This window comes from Methanolapillus ohkumae, from assembly GCF_032594355.1.
Taxonomy (GTDB): domain Archaea; phylum Halobacteriota; class Methanosarcinia; order Methanosarcinales; family Methanosarcinaceae; genus Methanolapillus; species Methanolapillus ohkumae.
This window is the reverse complement of the sequence record NZ_CP131061.1, coordinates 1,802,859-1,820,448: the sequence shown is the minus strand read 5'-3', so window position 1 is coordinate 1,820,448 and position 17,590 is coordinate 1,802,859. Positions and strand designations below refer to the sequence as shown.

The 17,590-nt window shown below is 43.1% G+C and carries 8 protein-coding genes, 1 tRNA gene and 3 rRNA genes; 7 read left to right on the top strand and 5 right to left on the bottom strand.

Annotated features, from left to right (window positions below):
• Positions 1–373: 373 nt before the first annotated feature.
• Together MsAm2_RS08040 and MsAm2_RS08035 are read right to left on the bottom strand one after the other, a co-directional pair.
• A complete protein-coding gene (locus MsAm2_RS08040) occupies positions 374–1,162 on the bottom strand; it encodes a helix-turn-helix transcriptional regulator (protein WP_338097727.1) in 789 nt (262 codons plus the stop codon).
• Positions 1,163–1,229: 67 nt separating this feature from the next.
• A complete protein-coding gene (locus MsAm2_RS08035) occupies positions 1,230–2,015 on the bottom strand; it encodes a helix-turn-helix transcriptional regulator (protein ID WP_338097726.1) in 786 nt (261 codons plus the stop codon).
• Positions 2,016–2,556: 541 nt separating this feature from the next.
• On the opposite strand from MsAm2_RS08035, the gene MsAm2_RS08030 reads away from it, so the two are divergent.
• Together MsAm2_RS08030 and MsAm2_RS08025 are read left to right on the top strand one after the other, a co-directional pair.
• A complete protein-coding gene (locus MsAm2_RS08030; protein ID WP_338097725.1) occupies positions 2,557–4,206 on the top strand; it encodes a methylamine methyltransferase corrinoid protein reductive activase in 1,650 nt (549 codons plus the stop codon).
• A gap of 110 nt (positions 4,207–4,316) precedes the next feature.
• Positions 4,317–5,465 carry a GTP-binding protein gene (locus MsAm2_RS08025; protein WP_338097724.1) on the top strand — a complete coding sequence of 383 codons (1,149 nt, stop codon included), beginning with the start codon at positions 4,317–4,319 and terminating at the stop codon, positions 5,463–5,465.
• Positions 5,466–5,612: 147 nt separating this feature from the next.
• Here the strand turns inward: MsAm2_RS08025 and MsAm2_RS08020 are convergent, their stop codons facing one another.
• Positions 5,613–7,148 carry a 2-isopropylmalate synthase gene (locus MsAm2_RS08020; RefSeq protein ID WP_338098529.1) on the bottom strand — a complete coding sequence of 512 codons (1,536 nt, stop codon included), beginning with the start codon at positions 7,146–7,148 and terminating at the stop codon, positions 5,613–5,615.
• Between the two features lie 170 nt (positions 7,149–7,318).
• Positions 7,319–8,653, bottom strand: a complete 1,335-nt coding sequence (locus MsAm2_RS08015) for an aldo/keto reductase (protein ID WP_338097723.1) — start codon at positions 8,651–8,653, stop codon at positions 7,319–7,321.
• 742 nt (positions 8,654–9,395) lie between these two features.
• On the opposite strand from MsAm2_RS08015, the gene MsAm2_RS08010 reads away from it, so the two are divergent.
• The 5 genes from MsAm2_RS08010 to mtaA all read left to right on the top strand — a co-directional run bounded on the left by MsAm2_RS08010 (position 9,396) and on the right by mtaA (position 16,385).
• A 16S ribosomal RNA gene (locus tag MsAm2_RS08010) occupies positions 9,396–10,868 on the top strand.
• A gap of 127 nt (positions 10,869–10,995) precedes the next feature.
• Positions 10,996–11,068 (top strand) — tRNA-Ala (locus MsAm2_RS08005).
• A gap of 528 nt (positions 11,069–11,596) precedes the next feature.
• Positions 11,597–14,530 (top strand): 23S ribosomal RNA (locus MsAm2_RS08000).
• 152 nt (positions 14,531–14,682) lie between these two features.
• Positions 14,683–14,804: ribosomal RNA gene (rrf, locus tag MsAm2_RS07995) — 5S ribosomal RNA — on the top strand.
• Together the 16S, 23S and 5S rRNA genes with 1 tRNA gene alongside form the textbook arrangement of a ribosomal RNA operon.
• A 546-nt stretch (positions 14,805–15,350) precedes the next feature.
• Positions 15,351–16,385 carry a methylcobamide:CoM methyltransferase MtaA gene (gene mtaA / locus MsAm2_RS07990; RefSeq protein WP_338097722.1) on the top strand — a complete coding sequence of 345 codons (1,035 nt, stop codon included), beginning with the start codon at positions 15,351–15,353 and terminating at the stop codon, positions 16,383–16,385.
• 294 nt (positions 16,386–16,679) lie between these two features.
• Here the strand turns inward: mtaA and MsAm2_RS07985 are convergent, their stop codons facing one another.
• Positions 16,680–17,456 carry a hypothetical protein gene (locus MsAm2_RS07985; RefSeq protein WP_338097721.1) on the bottom strand — a complete coding sequence of 259 codons (777 nt, stop codon included), beginning with the start codon at positions 17,454–17,456 and terminating at the stop codon, positions 16,680–16,682.
• Between the last annotated feature and the right edge of the window lie 134 nt (positions 17,457–17,590).

The following is a 17,590-nucleotide window of genomic DNA, read 5'->3' as shown; positions in this document are numbered from 1 at the left end:
ATGAAATAAAATAATTCATAAGGATGGAATCATTTCAATAACAGTGCGCCTTTATAGACGACAAATGGTATTTGTAGAATGTGGTCGACTTTTCAATGTCTCACTATTTATATAAAATATGTTTAAAAAATTAAAAACATATCCTTTAAAATTTCTTTTTTAATATAAAAAAATCAGCGAAACAACAAAACACAAAGTAAAAGACAAAAAGCAAAAGACAAAAAGCAAAAGACAAAAAGCAAAAGACAAAAAGTAAAAGACAAAAAGCTAAAGACAAAAATAAAAACGGCAGTCGGGTCTGTTGGTCAAATTAATAATCTGATGCTATAACGTGTGATGACGGCAAAAAAACACCCCTCACAAAATAAAACTCTTATTCTTGCAGCTGATGGATTTTTGAAAGTGCCCGGTAGTGATAAAATAAATCAATTCCCCAATTGATTGCGTTTTTGTTTCGGCTGACCAAATCATGATTGAAAAATTTTCCGTCTTTTGTAAGCAAAGACAAGGAAACAAATTTATCCGTAATCAGGCAGGAGGCCATTTTCATTTCCGGCGCAATGAAAAACCGGACGTTGTCCAACCGCATGTACCGGTAATAAATTTCCGGAAATTCGTTTTCAATCCGTTCCAAAACTTCGTTGGACAAAACAAACGTCACGTTAAATCCCTTCTCGGCAACGGAAACATAGTCTTTGACATACGTTTTTCTGAAAATGGATGAAATTTCAATCACGGATCCAGCATCTTTGAGTTCTTCAAAAACCTGCCGGGAGCAATCGAATATGTGAGCGCGGTCCGGGACATACAAATCCATTTGTCCCAATTCTCCAATCCGGTTGAGTAGATGCGTCGGAAATGCTTCCAAATCCACATCGGTCCAATAATCCGGACAGCTGTCAAAAACGGAAAACATATCTAAAATGGAGACCATTTCAAAAACCGTGCTTTTTCCAAGACCGGTCAGCTCATACATGCCGTTTTTTTCCATAACAAGATGAGAACGTATCAAAATTCGAATCTGAACCATAATCGGGCTCGATTTTGAATGAAGATTCTCTTTGATTTCCTCAATGGTTTTGGGACCGGAAATCAAATAGAGCAATATTTGACGTCTTTTTTCCGACAAAAAAAGAGTATCTGTGAGTGATTCATCCTTCATGTTCATTCCCTCCTGCCCATTGCATTCATGGTCTTCTCTTCGCGCCCTTCTCTTCGTGTCCGTTTTTTTAAATCTCTTTTTTGCGGCCGGAGCGGCTTTTTAGGTATTCAAAAAGTTCTTCTCCCCACAAAACCGCACTCGGCTCTTGGCTTATCAGATAGGAGTAATTTAAATTTCCGGAGGCGGAGTATAAAAATAAAATAAGAACTTTATCGGTGATCGTGACTTCTGCGATTTTCGTATCGGCAGAGCATATGTAAAGCTCAGCATTGTCCAGCCGGAGCAGATCATTGATTTTATTTCGATATTTTAAAGCCATTTCCATAAGATAATTGGTGGTAATCACAGATATCGGAATGCCACTCAAGAGGCGCTCGTAATATGTACTGACATATTCGGGAGCATAGTATGTAATAAAAGTATTGATATAGCGGGCGTTTTTGATAAAATCTTTCATCACCGGATTTGGGTCATAGTAAACAGATCGCAAATCGACGTCAATAATTTCAAATTCGCCGATATCTCCGATTCTTTTTAATAATTTTTCGGGAATGGATGTTAAATCGTGCTCGCTCCAAAAAGATGTATTTTTTTCAAAAACGGATACATTTTTCACAAACGGTGACACGTTTCCCGTAATAATTTTCCCCAGCATGGTCAACCGGTATTTTCCCTCTTCTAAGGTGACAAGTTTTCGGTCAATTAAAATTTTAATTTGAGGTAAAATGGAAACAGATGTCTCATTAAGCCTTGATTTTATTTCATCAAGAGAAAGCGTTTCAGATTCTAAAAGCAAAAGAAGAACAGCTTTTCTTTTTTCCGAAAAAAAAACCGTATCAATTAATGAATTCATCTTCTTCCTCTCTAAAAATTAGAAATTTCATTGGTTATCCGTAACTTTCCTGTATTATTCGTTTTTTTCAGTCAAAATATGTTTTGTATTGTCTGAATTTTATTTTTGTTCACTGGATCGTTTTTGTTCACTGGATCGTTTTTGCTCATTAAATATTATTTTCTTCATTTGGATATTATTTTTATCTGCTTGAAATTTTAAACTTTTATTTAATAATTTTTATATGAATCTGTTGCATGGATTTAATTTAAATGGTTATTAAGGTTCTCCTCTTTTTTTTGGCTTTTCCTTTTTTGTATTTTTCTTGTATTTATCTGAATTTTTCTTTTGGGAAGGCAAATATTAATAGGAATAATTTCTAATAAGTGTGTAATCTGTTCATAATATTCAAATATGATTTTTAAAAATCATTTTGTTGTAATTTTTGAATAGGTAAGCTATTTACATAAATCATTGCAATATAAGTAATGTAAACCTTTTGAATCTTGTGTGTGAAATGTGGTCAAAAGGTAAAAATTCAGAATGTGTGGAGTGAATGATTATGAAAACAGGAGTTGCCATTGATCTTGGAACGAGCGGCTTTCGGGCGCAAAAGGTGGATTTGGATACCGGTGAAATCAGAAAAACCGTGGTTACTATGCGAAATCCGCTTCCCGGTGCCAATGTGATGGACCACATGGATTTTGCCATTAATTACGGTCTGGATAAAGCCCATCGCTTGGTGATCAATGCGATTTTGGTGATTATTGACCGGTTGGGTGTCAATCCGGATGAACTGGAACGCCTTTCCGTTTGTGGAAACCCGATTCAACTCTCTCTTTTTCAGGGAATTCCGATTGATGATTTGGCTTATGCGGGAGAGCGCAAGCGGGAAAAGCTTAATATTCAGGAACAAAAGAGGGAATCTGTTATTTTGAAAAGTTCCGAAGTGGCGGGTCTTGAAATTTTTCCAAAATGCGCGGTGGTCATTCCGCCGGCCATTAAACACGAAATCGGAGCCGATGCGCTGGCGCTGATTGTCAATTCCGGAATGCTTGATAGTGATGAGCTTGCGATTGCAACGGATTTTGGAACAAACGCGGAAATGGCGCTCAAAGCAAACGGTGTGATTTATACAGGGTCGGCTGCCGCCGGTCCTGCACTGGAAGGTCAAGAAATCAGTTGTGGTGCGCTTGCGTCTCCTTATGTGATTTGCGATGTCGAATTTGAAGGAGATAATTTGCGCTGCTACATCTTGGACCAGGAAATGAAAACAATTAAAGGAGACCTTGTCAACCCCAAAGATGGGTCGGTTGTGGAAAAAGGTCCCATTCGCGCCAAAGCGATTACCGGAACGGGTGTCATTTCTCTTTTGGAAGAAGGCATGAGAAACGGAGTCATTAAGCTTCCAAAAATTCTCACGTCAGACGAACTGATTCATTTGCAAGATGGCATTACTTTTTCCGAACACGATGTCCGGGAAGCCGGAAACGCAATCGGTGCTCTTCGTGCCGGACACATCACCTTGTGTAAAGCGGCCGGTGTAGAAATGGCGGATCTCAAAATTTCCCACATGTCGGGTGCGGCCGGCACCTACATGAACGCGAAAAAAGCGCAAAAAATCGGGATGAACCCCTACAACGCGTCCTACATTACGCAAATCGGCAACACATCGCTCAAAATGGCGCGTGAAATTTTGTTGTCAGACGTTCGCCTCAAAGAACTTCAAAAAATCGCGACGCAGATTGTCGGAACGCATGTTATGTTTGCAACCGATCCGGCTTTTAAGGAGGCGTATATTTTGGAACTGGCTTACTGGGGCGAAGGCATGGACTTTAAGATGCTGAAAAAGTTCCTCAAAAAGAAAGAGTTGCCGCAAATTGATGAATCGACAGTGGATTCGGTTGTGGACAAACAGGTGGAGCGTGACATTCCGGTCTTTGGAGACGAAGGCTACGAACTCATCAAGCAGACCGGTACGTATTTGTCCATGAAAATAGACAATTGTCCGGAATGCAAGGAAAAGATTCGTGAGTGCCCGACGCATGCCATGAGTTTTAAAGGCGATGTAATTCGAATCCGGTCGGATTTGTGCGACGGCTCCAACTGTAAAAAATGCACGCGGTTTTTGCCCAAGGAAGTGTTTGGCTGGGACCGTTTGTCGGTGGAAGATGTCATTCCCGGCGCGGAAACCGCAGAAGCGGAAGAATAAATCCATCATAAAAACCGGCACAAAACCATCATAAAAATCAATATAAATCGACAACTTAATGGCATTTCGGCAAAACAATTTCATCCATTTTGGGTGAATGAGGTGGAAATTTGAAAATTATTGTCATCGGCGGATTTTTGGGAAGTGGAAAAACAACAACGGTCATCCAACTCGGAACGTATTATTCTTCCCTTCAAAAATCGGTCGGAATCATTGTCAATGAAGTCGGTGAAATCGGAATTGACGGGGATGTCATTTCTCGTTTCGGCCTGGAAACCAAAGAAATTACGGCCGGCTGTATTTGTTGCAGTTTGAAAATGACACTTCGAGCAACGCTGTTGACCATGATTGAAAATTTTAATCCCGATATTGTAATTATTGAGTCGACCGGTGTTGCTTATCCGGGTCTTATCCGGGATGAAATTGATTTGATGAATCTCAAATCCGGATATATTATGGCGCCGCTTCTCACGCTTTTTGATGGCAGCCGTTTTAAACAAATCATGAAAGAAATCAAAAATTTCGCATCCGGACAACTCAAAGATGCGGAAGTAATTGCCGTCAGCAAATGTGATTTGGTGGATCCGGTCATGCTTCCGGTGATTGAATCCGGTATTCAGCAAATGAATCCCAATGCACGAATCATTCGAATATCTTCTAAAAATCCGGACAGCATGGCGAATTTGATTGACATATTGGATGAAGCCCGGCAACAGCCCGATGCCGTTCAAAAAGAAAAGGCATTGCTTGGACAAAACGGCAATCTTTTCATGGCCGGCGGCAGCATTGGAAACAACAATTTTGGTGGAATCGGCAACAACAATTTTGGTGGAATCGGCAACAGTGCCGGCAACACCGGTCGCAAATCCGCCCAATCCATTGCAGACTCCGGCGTCGGGTCATTTTCAGCGGAATTTGTTTTTAAAAATCAACGGTATGTTCAAAATATGAGTGATTCCGATTGTGAAAATATTGCCAAGGACATCATGTCTCAAATTCAAAAAAATGTTCTTTCAAAAAGTCCGAATTTTTTGGGTCATATCAAACTGTTTTTGGAAAATAACGGCAAGACTTTCAAAACCAATCTGACCACATCGGAAGAGGATCCGCAATTTGAAATCATTGATTCTGATTCAAAAGATCCGGTTTCAAAACTCAAAATATTGTCGGCGGCGACCGGTATCGAATCAGAGGAATTGAAAAAAATCGTGACGGATGCGATTGAAAAATTTATGAAAAAAAGCGGAATTGAAATCTAATCCTTCTTTTCAATTTTTCCTTTTCCTCAATCCTTTTTTAGTTTTTTCACAGTTCTTTTATGGTTTCTCTTTTTTCTGCAACTTTTATTTTTTTTAAAAAACCATTTCCGGCTTTTGCTGCCGGAAATATTTTTAATTTACATTATTTTAATCCATCGTAAAAAGCGCGTTCATCGCATTGACAAGCGCCTCCACCGACGCCATTACAATGTCGGCGTTTGCGGATTTTGCGGTGACCGTCCTTCCTTTCTCATTTTCAAGAGTGATTGTCACTTTTGCCAAGGATTCGGAGCCGCCGGAAATTGCTTCAATGTTAAAGTCCTGAACTTTAAATTTGGAATCCCCTACAATCTTTTCAACCGCCCCAAGCGCAGCGTCAACGGGACCGACACCGGTTCCGGCGGCAATCATTTCTTTTCCGTTGATGTTCGCGCGGATGACGGCAGTCGGCGTGACCCGGTTTCCGGTCATGACCGACACTTCACTCAGTTGAATCGCTTCATCGATTCCGCGCTTTCCAAGAACGATCGACGCCACCACATAAAGGTCAGCGTCGGTGACGGTTTTTCCGCGGTCTCCGATCTCTTTAATTTTTGCGAGAATTTCCAAAAGCTGCTCTTCCGTCGGGCAAATGCCGGCGTTTTCCAAATATTTGAGGACGGCATGCTTTCCGGCATGTTTTCCAAGAACGATTCTTCTTTTTTGTCCGACCATTTCCGGCGTCATGATTCCGGGCTCAAACGTGGCCGCTTTTTCCAAAACACCTTGCGTGTGAATGCCGGATTCATGAGAGAACGCATTGTCGCCGACAATCGGAAGGGTGGGCGGCATTTTTACGCCGGTATATCTTTCCACCATTTTGGACGTTTCCGTCAAATATTCGGTTTTGATGTTGGTTTTATAACCATAAATGGATGTTAGCGCCATCACGACTTCTGCCAAGGATGCATTTCCGGCCCGCTCTCCGATTCCGTTGATCGTGACTTGGACTTGAGAGGTGCCGGCTTCAACGGCGGTGATGCTGTTCGCGTTTGCAAGACCAAAATCATTATGGCAGTGCATATCGTATTTCATGTCCACGCGGTCGCACAAATCACGAACCAAACGGTAGGTGGCGGTCGGAACCATCACGCCGACGGTGTCGGGAATGTTCACAATGTCGCATCCGGCGTTTTTGACAGCTTTTGAAATTTGAACCAAATAATCAAAATCTGTCCGGGTGGCGTCCATCGGCGAAAACATGCATTTGAATCCATGGCTTTTGATATATTCGACCATGTCCACGGCGGAAGTCAACGTTTCTTCACGTGTTTTTCGAATCGTATGTTCCCGTTGGATATCGGATGTCGGAATGAAGACGTGGACCATGTCCACATCGCAATCCATGCAAGCATCGATATCCTTTTTGACGGAACGCGCCAGACCGCAAATATCGGAAGAAAGACCAAGACCGGCAATTCTTTTCACCGCTTCCTTATCTCCCGGAGAAGAGATCGGAAAACCGGCTTCTATTGCGTCGACGCCCAATTTGTCCAGTTGATAGGCGATTTCTATTTTTTTCTCAACCGGAATCGTTACTCCGGGGGTTTGTTCTCCATCCCGAAGTGTTGTATCAAAAATCGTTACTGTTCTACTTTCTGTTCTGTTTTTTTGTTCAGGCGTGTAAAAAACAACACCCCATATTTTCTGGATTGGTCATAATGATCAAACTTAAAAACAGGTTTTGGTATTTATAATTTAGTATTTCGCAAGTAAATTTTTGCCGTTTTATTTTTTATTTTTTTGATTGGTTTTGATTAATTTTTACAATCATCCTTTGTCAAAATAATTCTCCATTTTATTATTTTTTCCTTTTACCGATTCATATTTCGTAAATTTTGTCCGCCGCCTTTGCGATACATTTTCCACCGGAGCAGGCGGACAATTCCGCGCCAATGCCATTTTTCCATTTCTTTCGCGACGGATTTGAGCTCTTTTCGAATCGGGATGTTTTGCGGACATTTTGTTTCGCAAATGCCACACTCTTGGCACAAAGATGCTTTGGACGGCGGCATTTCGTATCCGCCGGTTCCCATCAGGTAGGCGATTTTTGGGGTGATTCCGCCATACATGTAGGCGTTATTGTAATACGCGAAACATTGCGGAATATCTACGCCAAACGGACACGGCATGCAGTAAGAGCAGCCGGTGCATTCGACTTTTATTTTTTCTCGGATTTTGTCTTTGACGGAAGATATCATTTTTAATTCTTCGGCGGTCAGCGTATTTGGCCGGGCATTTGATGCAATCCGAATGTTTTCTAAAATATGGGCTTCTTCATTCATCCCGGATAAAACGACGGAAACTTCGGGCCGATTCCAAACAAAGCGAAGACCCCATTCGGCCGGACTTCTTTTAATTTCAAAATCATCTAGGATTCTTTGAATTTCCGGTGCAAATCCCTCTGCCAGAGTTCCGCCGCGCAGCGGTTCCATGACAACAATCCCCAATCCTTTGGATGCGGCGTATTCGAGTCCGGCCGTTCCGGCTTGAAAATTTTCATCCAAATAATTGTATTGAATTTGGCAAAAATCCCACTCATAATCGTCAATGATTTGCTTGAAAGTTTGTAAATTTCCATGAAAGGAGAATCCGATATTTATGATTTGTTTGTTTTCTTTTTTCTTCCGGATAAATTCTAAAATTCCGATTTGCTTTAACCGCTCCCATTCTTCAAAATGGATAATGTTGTGAATCAAATAGTAATCAATGCGATTGGTTTGCAACCGCTCAAGTTGAGTTTGAAAAACAATTTCCATATCGGCTCGGCTTAATATGGTTGGAATCGGCATTTTTGTAGCCAATTTTACCCGGTCTCTGTAGCCACCAGCCAGAATTTTTCCAAGAACGGTTTCGCTGCCGGAATAGATGTAGGCGGTATCCAAATAGTTGATTCCGTTTTCGATGGCGAAAAGAATTTGTTTTTTTGTCCGTTCCACATCAATTTTATTATTTTTTTGAGGAAAACGCATGCAACCGTACCCGAGTATGGACAAATCATCTCCGGTTTTTTCCATGTGCCGGTAGAGAATTTGGTCCGAAACCCGAGTCTGATCCAAAATTTCACTACAAACATGGCAAATGTGGTCCGGATTTTGATCCAAAATCTCGCTGCAAACATGGCAAACATGGTCTGGATTCTGATCCAAAATCTCGCTGCAAACATGGCAAACGTGGTCCGGATTCTGATCCTAAATATGGTCGGTGGACTGATCCGGAAACGATGTTTGTTTATTCTCAAGTTTCATGCTTTTCTTTCTCCGTATCAAAACGGTTATATATTTTCGGTATCTTTTGAGAATCCCTTCAAATTACGGGTTTGATGAAACATAAATCTTAGTTTGAAGTTTTGAAATAAAATAGATCATGTCAGAAATTTGCGAAAAATTGCGAAAAATTTCAATGATCTTTACGATTTATTTCCTTCATTAGATCTTGGGTGAAAACCTTTAAATATCACAAAGCTCTTTGAAGTATCTCTTGCGTTGCGAGATTTTGCGAAGCAAAATCGCAAAGCATGGAAATAACAATTATCCAATTAATAATGAGGTCCGGAGTTTTTTCCGTGACTGATATGTGACCTGATGTTTCGGTAAACTCTGACGGTGGTTTTTGAAAATAAAATTCTTAACCACGCGAAAAGTGTGAAATCGAAAAACATCAACAAAATGTGTACTGCAAGTGAATGCAAATCTTAAAAAGAAGGGAGTTTTTTGCATTTTGAAAAATTTGATTTCAAGCAACCGCTTGAGAAAGTATTTGACAAAATGACAGCAAAAAAGCTCAACTTGTTTTTGGTTGTTTTCTCTTGACCAATTTCGTTTTGTTTTTCCCAAAAACTAAAATTAAAATAAAAGCTTGTGCAGGCAAAATAAATTGATTGCCGTAATAATTCCGGTTGATTCTGCCGGAGGTTACTGCTATCGGTGTTTGACTAAGCCATGCGAGTCAAATGTCGCAAGACATGGCGTAATGCTCAGTAACACGTGGATAACCTGCCCTCAGATCCGGCATAACCTCGGGAAACTGAGGATAATTCCGGATAACCCTCATTTGCTGGAACTGCTTTGAGGGTGAAAGAATTTCGTCTGAGGATGGGTCTGCGGCCTATCAGGTTGTAGCGGGTGTAACGTACCCGCTAGCCGACAACGGGTACGGGTTGTGAGAGCAAGAGCCCGGAGATGGATTCTGAGACATGAATCCAGGCCCTACGGGGCGCAGCAGGCGCGAAAACTTTACAATGCAGGAAACTGTGATAAGGAGACACCGAGTGCTCGCATCAAATGCGGGCTGTCCACTTACTTAAGTCGTAAGTGTTAGCAAGGGCCGGGCAAGACCGGTGCCAGCCGCCGCGGTAATACCGGTGGCCCGAGTGGTAGCCGCTTTTATTGGGTCTAAAGGGTCCGTAGCCTGTCCGGACAGTCCGTTGGGAAATCCGAATGCTCAACATTCGGGCTATCAGCGGATACTTCCGGACTCGGGATCGGGGGAGGTAAGGGGTACTACAGGGGTAGGAGTGAAATCTTGTAATCCTTGTGGGACCACCTGTGGCGAAGGCGCCTTACCAAAACGAGTCCGACGGTGAGGGACGAAAGCTGGGGGCACGAACCGGATTAGATACCCGGGTAGTCCCAGCCGTAAACGATGTTCGCTAGGTGTCAGGCATGGCGTGACTATGTCTGGTGCCGAAGGGAAGCCGTGAAGCGAACCACCTGGGAAGTACGGCCGCAAGGCTGAAACTTAAAGAAATTGGCGGGGGAGCACCACAACGGGTGGAGCCTGCGGTTTAATTGGACTCAACGCCGGAAAACTCACCAGGAGAGACAGCAATATGTAGGTCAAGCTGAAGACTTTACCTGAATCGCTGAGAGGAGGTGCATGGTCGTCGCCAGTTCGTACTGTGAAGCATCCTGTTAAGTCAGGCAACGAGCGAGACCCGTGCCTACAGTTACCAGCGGCATCTTCGGATGGCCGGGGACTCTGTAGGGACCGCCGGTGCTAAACCGGAGGAAGGTGCGGGCTACGGTAGATCAGTATGCCCCGAATCTCTTGGGCTACACGCGGGCTACAATGGACGGGACAATGGGCCACTACCCCGAAAGGGGATGTTAATCTCATAAACCCGTTCTTAGTTCGGATCGAGGGTTGAAACCCACCCTCGTGAAGCTGGAATCCGTAGTAATCGCGTTTCAACATAGCGCGGTGAATACGTCCCTGCTCCTTGCACACACCGCCCGTCAAACCACCCGAGTGAGGTATGGGTGAGGGTATGGACATTTGTGCCGTATTCGAACCTGAATTTTGCAAGGGGGGTTAAGTCGTAACAAGGTAGCCGTAGGGGAATCTGCGGCTGGATCACCTCCTAAGAACAAAAACACCGTCAGATGCCGAAAAAACATCAGGTCACAAAAAATAAAATTACTCCAATTACTCGAAAAAAAGCGGGTCTAAGCCCCCCAAAAATGGGTCAAAAGCCCGCAAAAATCAACAGGGGCTTGTAGATCAGCTGGAAGATTGCACCCTTCGCATGGGTGAGGCCCGGGGTTCAAATCCCCGCAAGTCCATTTTTTCGGGTTAAAACCGGAAATAAAATTCCAAAATAATAAATCGGAAATAAAATTCCAAAATAATGAATCGGAAATAAAATTCCAAAATAATGAATCGGAAATAAAATTCCAAAATAATGAATCGGAAATAAAATTCCAAAAAAGGAAAAACCGTTTTAAAATATGTTTTAAAAAACATGACCTATGTTTCTTAAAATTAAAAATTCGGTTTTAGAGGTTCGATTCCTCTGATAAAGTTAAAATGCACCCCGTGAAATTTCGCGGGGGAAGGACGGATGAAAGGCACAAAAGCCAATTGCTTTTCGCGTGAAGTCATGTAAAGGATTGAGACATAAACGACAATTTTTCGTGGTTCTTTGATTTTTTAAAATAAATTTGAGAGCCCTTTTTGTTCAATGCTGACAAAAAATGAGAGAAATTGTCCGGGAAAAATCTTTGAATAAAATTCTGACCAAATTTTAAAATTTGTGATGGTTTTGTTTTAAAGAATTAAACTTGGTTATATCAGACGCCTACTGAAAAAGTCGGTTTGTTTGGTGTAACGCCAACAGGTGGATGGCTGGGCTCAAGGGCTGATGAAGGACGTGCCAAGCTGCGAAAAGCTCAGGGTAGGCGCAAGGAGCCGATGAACCTGAGATTTCCGAATGGGAATCCCAATACATCAGTATTGACCAGTCATGGTCGGGAACGCCCCGAATTGAAACATCTTAGTAGGGGCAGGAAGAGAAATCAACAAGAGATGCCGTTAGTAAAGGCGATTGAAACCGGCAGAGTTCAAACTGAATCCGTTTTAGGAATAAGACGGAGATGTGGTTTACGGACGGCCTTATTTTTCCAATGTTATTCAGCCAAACTTGCCTGAAACGGCAGACCATAGAGTGTGATAGTCACGTCGGCGTCGAATAAAAGGAAAAAGGCCTGTTCCTGAGTAGCGTGGGTCGGAAATCTCGCGCGAATATGGGGGACACCAATCTCCAAAACTAAATACCTCTTGAGTCCGATAGCGAATTAGTAGGGTGACCGAACGCTGAAAAGTACCCCGAGAAGGGAGGTAAAAAGTGCCTGAAACCTGTTGGCTATGGAACGATATGGCGTGAAAGGATCTTTCTTGCGAAGGAGGAAGCCGTGAGGCTTTAGTACGTGCAAGACTGCCGGCGTCATATCTTACGTTTTGAAGAACGGGCCAGGGAGTTTATCTTGGTGGCGACGGCTAATTAATTTGTTTAAGAAGCCAAAGCGAAAGCAACATGTGCGCAATCGTAAGATGAGGCACGGCGTATACAAGTGCGCGGAGTCACCGGGATAAGACCCGAAGCCGGGCGATCTAGGCGTGGGCAGGTTGAAGCGTAGCGAAAGCCGCGTGGAGGACCGCAAGTGGTATTGATCTGCAAATCATTCACGTGACCCACGTCTCGGAGTGAAATGCTAATCTAGCCCGGCATCCGCTGGTTCCCTCCGAAACATGTCGCAGCATGACCTGACCTGAGGTCGTTGGTGGAGTAGAGCACTGATTGGGGAATCCGGGGAAGAAATTCTTCGCTCCCCTGTCAAACTCCAAACCCACCCACACCGTAGACGGTCGGAGTCCGCACTGCTGGGGTAAGCTTGTAGTGCGTAAGGGAGACAACCCTGCCCATGGTTAAGGTCCCGAAGTGTCGGCTCAGTGTAAACACTAAAGGGCGTCCCAAGCCCAAAACAGCTGGAAGGTTAGCTTAGAAGCAGCTACCCTTTAAAGAGTTCGTAACAGATCACCAGTCGAGGTTTGGGGCCCCGAAAATTGACGGGGCTTAAGCCGACCACCGATACCATGGAGTACCGTTTAGGTAATCTTGTAGGAGGGCGTTGCGTTCGGGCAGAAGCGGGGCCGTGAGGTCCCGTGGACCGTTCGCAAACGAAAATCCTGGTAATAGTAGCAGCATAGTCAAGTGAAAATCTTGACCGCCGAAGGGGCCAGGTTTCCTCGGCAATGATCATCAGCCGAGGGTTAGTCGGTCCTAAGGTGCACCGTAACACGAGTGCATCGAATTGGGAAACAGGTTAATATTCCTGTACCTTTGACAAATATATCCTGACGCTTAAGGGCAGGCCGGGCGGCGTTGTCGCGCCGTCTAATCATCTAAACTTATGGAGAGCCGTCATGGCGAGAAGTGAGCGAATATGTTATGGCGAAAGCCGGCTGCACCCATGAGCCCGTGAAAAGGGTGTCAAATGACCGTACCAAGATCTGACACAGGTGCCCCTAGCTGAAAAGGCTTAGGCGTGACGGAGTAATTCGGTTTAGGGAATTCGGCAAATTAGCTCCGTAACTTCGGGAGAAGGAGTGCCTGCTGTGAAGACAGCAGGTCGCAGTGACCAGGGAGCTCCAACTGTCTAATATCAACATAGGAGATCGCAAACCCGTAAGGGTGAGTACGATCTCTGAATCCTGCTCAGTGCAGGTACCTCAACCTCCGGTTCAACGGAACGAAGGGCCTGTAAACAGCGGGGGTAACTATGACCCTCTTAAGGTAGCGTAGTACCTTGTCGCTTAATTGGCGACTTGCATGAATGGATCAATGAGAGCTCTACTGTCCCAAACCGGAATCCGGTGAAGCTTACTTTCATGTGCACAGTCATGAGACTTCCGGGGGGAAGTGAAGACCCCATGGAGCTTTACTGCAGCCTGTCGCTGAATTGTGATTTCGAATGTACAGTGTAGGTAGGAGGCGTCGAAGCGTGTGCGCCAGCATACGTGGAGCCGAAAGTGGGACACTACCCTTTTGGAATTACGATTCTCACTCTCTTACGAGAGGACCCCGATTGGTGGGCAGTTTGCCTGGGGCGGGACGCCCTTGAAAAGATATCGAGGGTGCGCAATGGTTGACTCAAGTGGGTCGGAAACTCACTGAAGAGTGCAAGAGCATAAGTCAGCCTGACGTTATTCCGCACAACAAGGAATGACGAGACGAAAGTCGGTTCTAGCGAACTTTTGAGCCCGCTTGGTGCGGGCCAAAAACTACAGAAAAGTTACCCTGGGGATAATTGTGTCGTTGCCGGCAAGAGTACATATCGACCCGGCAGCTTGCTACTTCGATGTCGGTTCTTTCCATCCTGGCTGTGCAGCAGCAGCCAAGGGTGAGGTTGTTCGCCTATTAAAGGAGATCGTGAGCTGGGTTTAGACCGTCGTGAGACAGGTTGGTTACTATCTACCGGAAGTGCCCGATGTCTGAGGGTAAGTTGCTTTTAGTACGAGAGGAACAGAGCAACGGCGCCACTGGTCTACCTGTTGTCTGACAAGGCACCGCAGGGCAGCTACGCGCCAATGAATAAGAGCTGAACGCATCTAAGCTCGAAATCACACTCAAAAAGAGACATCAATAAGGACACTCATAAAAGATGAGGTCAATAGAAACGGGATGTAAGCATCAAGGCAACGAGGTGTTCAGTCCGCGTTTACTAATTGTCCGTACCGGCAAACCGAGTTTTTCAGGCGATATCTGAAAATATGACCAAGGCAATTAAAAATAAAAATAGTTCCCGAAAAATAATAGTTTCAATCCAAATACATGACATTCATGCCAAAACGTTTAAATCCGTTTTATTCATTAATCCATTCCACTTAAAGCGAGGTCTTTGGCGGCCATAGCGGCGGGGAAACTCCTGTACCCATACCGAACACAGAAGATAAGCCCGCCGGCGTTCTTTACTGTACTGAAGTGTGCGAGCCTTCGGGAAATACTGATCGCTGCCAAAGGCCTTTCTTTATCTTTAATTCAACTTTTTCATTTTTTTATCAATGAATGCTTTCTCTTCTATTTTTTATCAATAAATTTCCTCTCTCTATTTTTCTCTGATTTCTGAGATTTTTCCGTTTCTCTTTTTTTGTGCTTATTCGTCCGGACGGGCGGCGCCGGGAAGGGGATCGGTCCGTTTTTGAAAGGACTTTTTCAGGAAGAAATTCTTGGGCATTTTTCCAGTTCACATGGATTCATTTTTTAATTTTTTGATTCATATGCGAAAACGGGGGCATTTTTTAATTCTTAGGCTATGTGCAAGTGTTTGGGATGAACTCTTTCTATCAATCTTATTTTTACACAAAGCATAACGCCATTTCAGACGCATGGCGTCTGAAATGGTGGAGATTCATTATGAATTGAGGGCCACAGAAAATTAAAAGTGTGAATATTTAAAAAGTGTGGAACTGTTTGTAAAAAGTCAGAGAAAGATTTGTAAAGGAAAAGCAGTATATGCATTTGAATTAAGATTTACAATAATATTTTTAATTTTTCAAGGTGATAGTTTGGATTTAACCATGAAAGAGCGCTTTATTCGTTCCCTAAAGAGAGAAAAAGTCGACAAAGTTCCCGTCTGTTCTGTTACACAAACCGGAACAGTCGATTTAATGCATCTTTCCGGGGCATTTTGGCCGGATGCACATTACGACTCGGAAAAGATGGCCACATTGGCAATTGCGGCACATAAATTTGCCGGACTTGAAGCCGTCCGCTACCCATTCAGCATGTTTGAACTTCCCGAAGCTTACGGATGTGAAATTTCAACCGGAACCCTGGATTCTCAGCCGCATCAATTGGATTTTCCGGTCAAAGACATCCAAGATATTTCACAATTGAGTCTTTTAGAGGATTTATCTAAAAACCAAGGAATCTCCGTGATTATGGACGCAACCACCGCCATTCAAAAACAACTCGGCGACTCGGCGGAAAATGTTCCAATTATTGCCGGCGTTCTTGGCCCGGCCGCTCTTTCATCTTGTCTTTGCGGCGTGAATAATTATTTGATGTGGAGTCTCTTGGAGCCGGATTTGTTTTTAGAACTCATGAACTTTTGCACAAAAGCAAGCTTGGATTACATTAACCTTCTTTATGATGCCGGCGTAGATGCCGTATTGGTGGTCGACTCGGAAGCGGGTCCGGATTTATTCCCACCTCCGCTATTCGAATCTGTGGTCGTCCCGATTTACAAAAAAATGACCTCTCAAATGAACGGTCCCTCTCTCTTGCATATGTGCGGCAATGCAACATCCATTTTAGAGCCGTTGGGGAATTCCGGTTTTATGGCCGTCAGCATTGAAGAAAAAACAAATATGGCAGAAGCCTCTCGAATAATTGGCGAAAAAATTTGCCTCATCGGAAATGTCTCTCCCGCGCGAACTTTACTTTTAGAAACGCCCGATGTCATCCGAAAAGAAACAAAACAATGCCTCAAAGATGGCGCCCGGATTTTATCTCCGGGATGCGGAATCGCACCCAGGACGCCTCTTGGAAATTTAAAAGCATTTGTTTCGGCGCGGGATGAATATTATTCCGGGCTTTAACCCGGCTTTTAAAAAATAAATTTTTTGCAGTTGATTCAACTCTTTTTTTTAATTTTTATTCAGGCAACCTCTTGATTTTTAATCAGATGCGTTTCGTATTTGATTAAAAATCAAAACCTGAAAAATAAAACATGCCGGGTAAATTTTTTATTAAAAATCAATCCACCATTTTTTGAAATCTTCTAAAAAATTGTCGAATTAATACGTGCACGGTGGCAGCATTAATACTAGAAAATAAATAGAAGACGAGAATAATAATTGAAATAAATAAAAAATAAAAGTCAATCGGCTGTTTTAAAACCCGTTAATAATCCGGCTCCAGACGGAAACATGTTCATTTTGCATTTCCGCAACAAACAAACCGAAGTTTTCGGTGGTGTTGTAGGGGGGTCCCCGGACAAGTTCATCGCCAATTACCCGGTAAGTCAACGCCGGACCAAACGGTTCAAAGTGAGAAGCCACATCTTTTGGCGTCATTTCTTCCGTTTCATTCAATTGTAAAAACAAAAGAACCTTTTCTCCCTCTACGAAATTGTAACTACTGTCTCCGGCCATGTATCGGTCTCCGACAGTTCCGCCATAATAATCAATCAAAATTTCGTCATAACTCATGTTATATTTCTCAAAAAGGTCTGGACTATCTTTGAGATAATAATCTACGGTGACGGTTGCCTCTGTCACAATATATCCATCCACAATCGACGTTCTGTTTGGCGGTTTTCCGTCGGCGGTATTCCATCGGCTCGGATATACTTCTTTTACCGTTCCAACAATCACAATATCGGCGATGTCTTTGCATTCGGAAATTGACATATTGGCGTCCATTCCATGAATATCCGGCTCGGTGAAAGTCCAAAATGAATCCTTGGAACTCAAATGGTTCCAGCTTTCCTTATATTGATTTATTTCCGCGTCCGTTAAAGAACGTCTTTGAGTCGGTTCAAATATAATTTCATGAGGGGCACAGGCCTTGTCAAAAGTTTTGACAGCAACGGATCCTGCCGCTAAAAACATAAATAAAACAAACAAGGCGGCAATAATTCCCAGTTTGACAATACTTTTTTTCTTCATCCCATCGCCTAAAATGATTGATTTATTGATAATGAACTAAAAAATAAATCTATGAATAAATCTATTGAATAAATCTATGAATAAATCTATTGAATAAATCTATTGATAAATCTGTGAATAAATCTATTGAATAA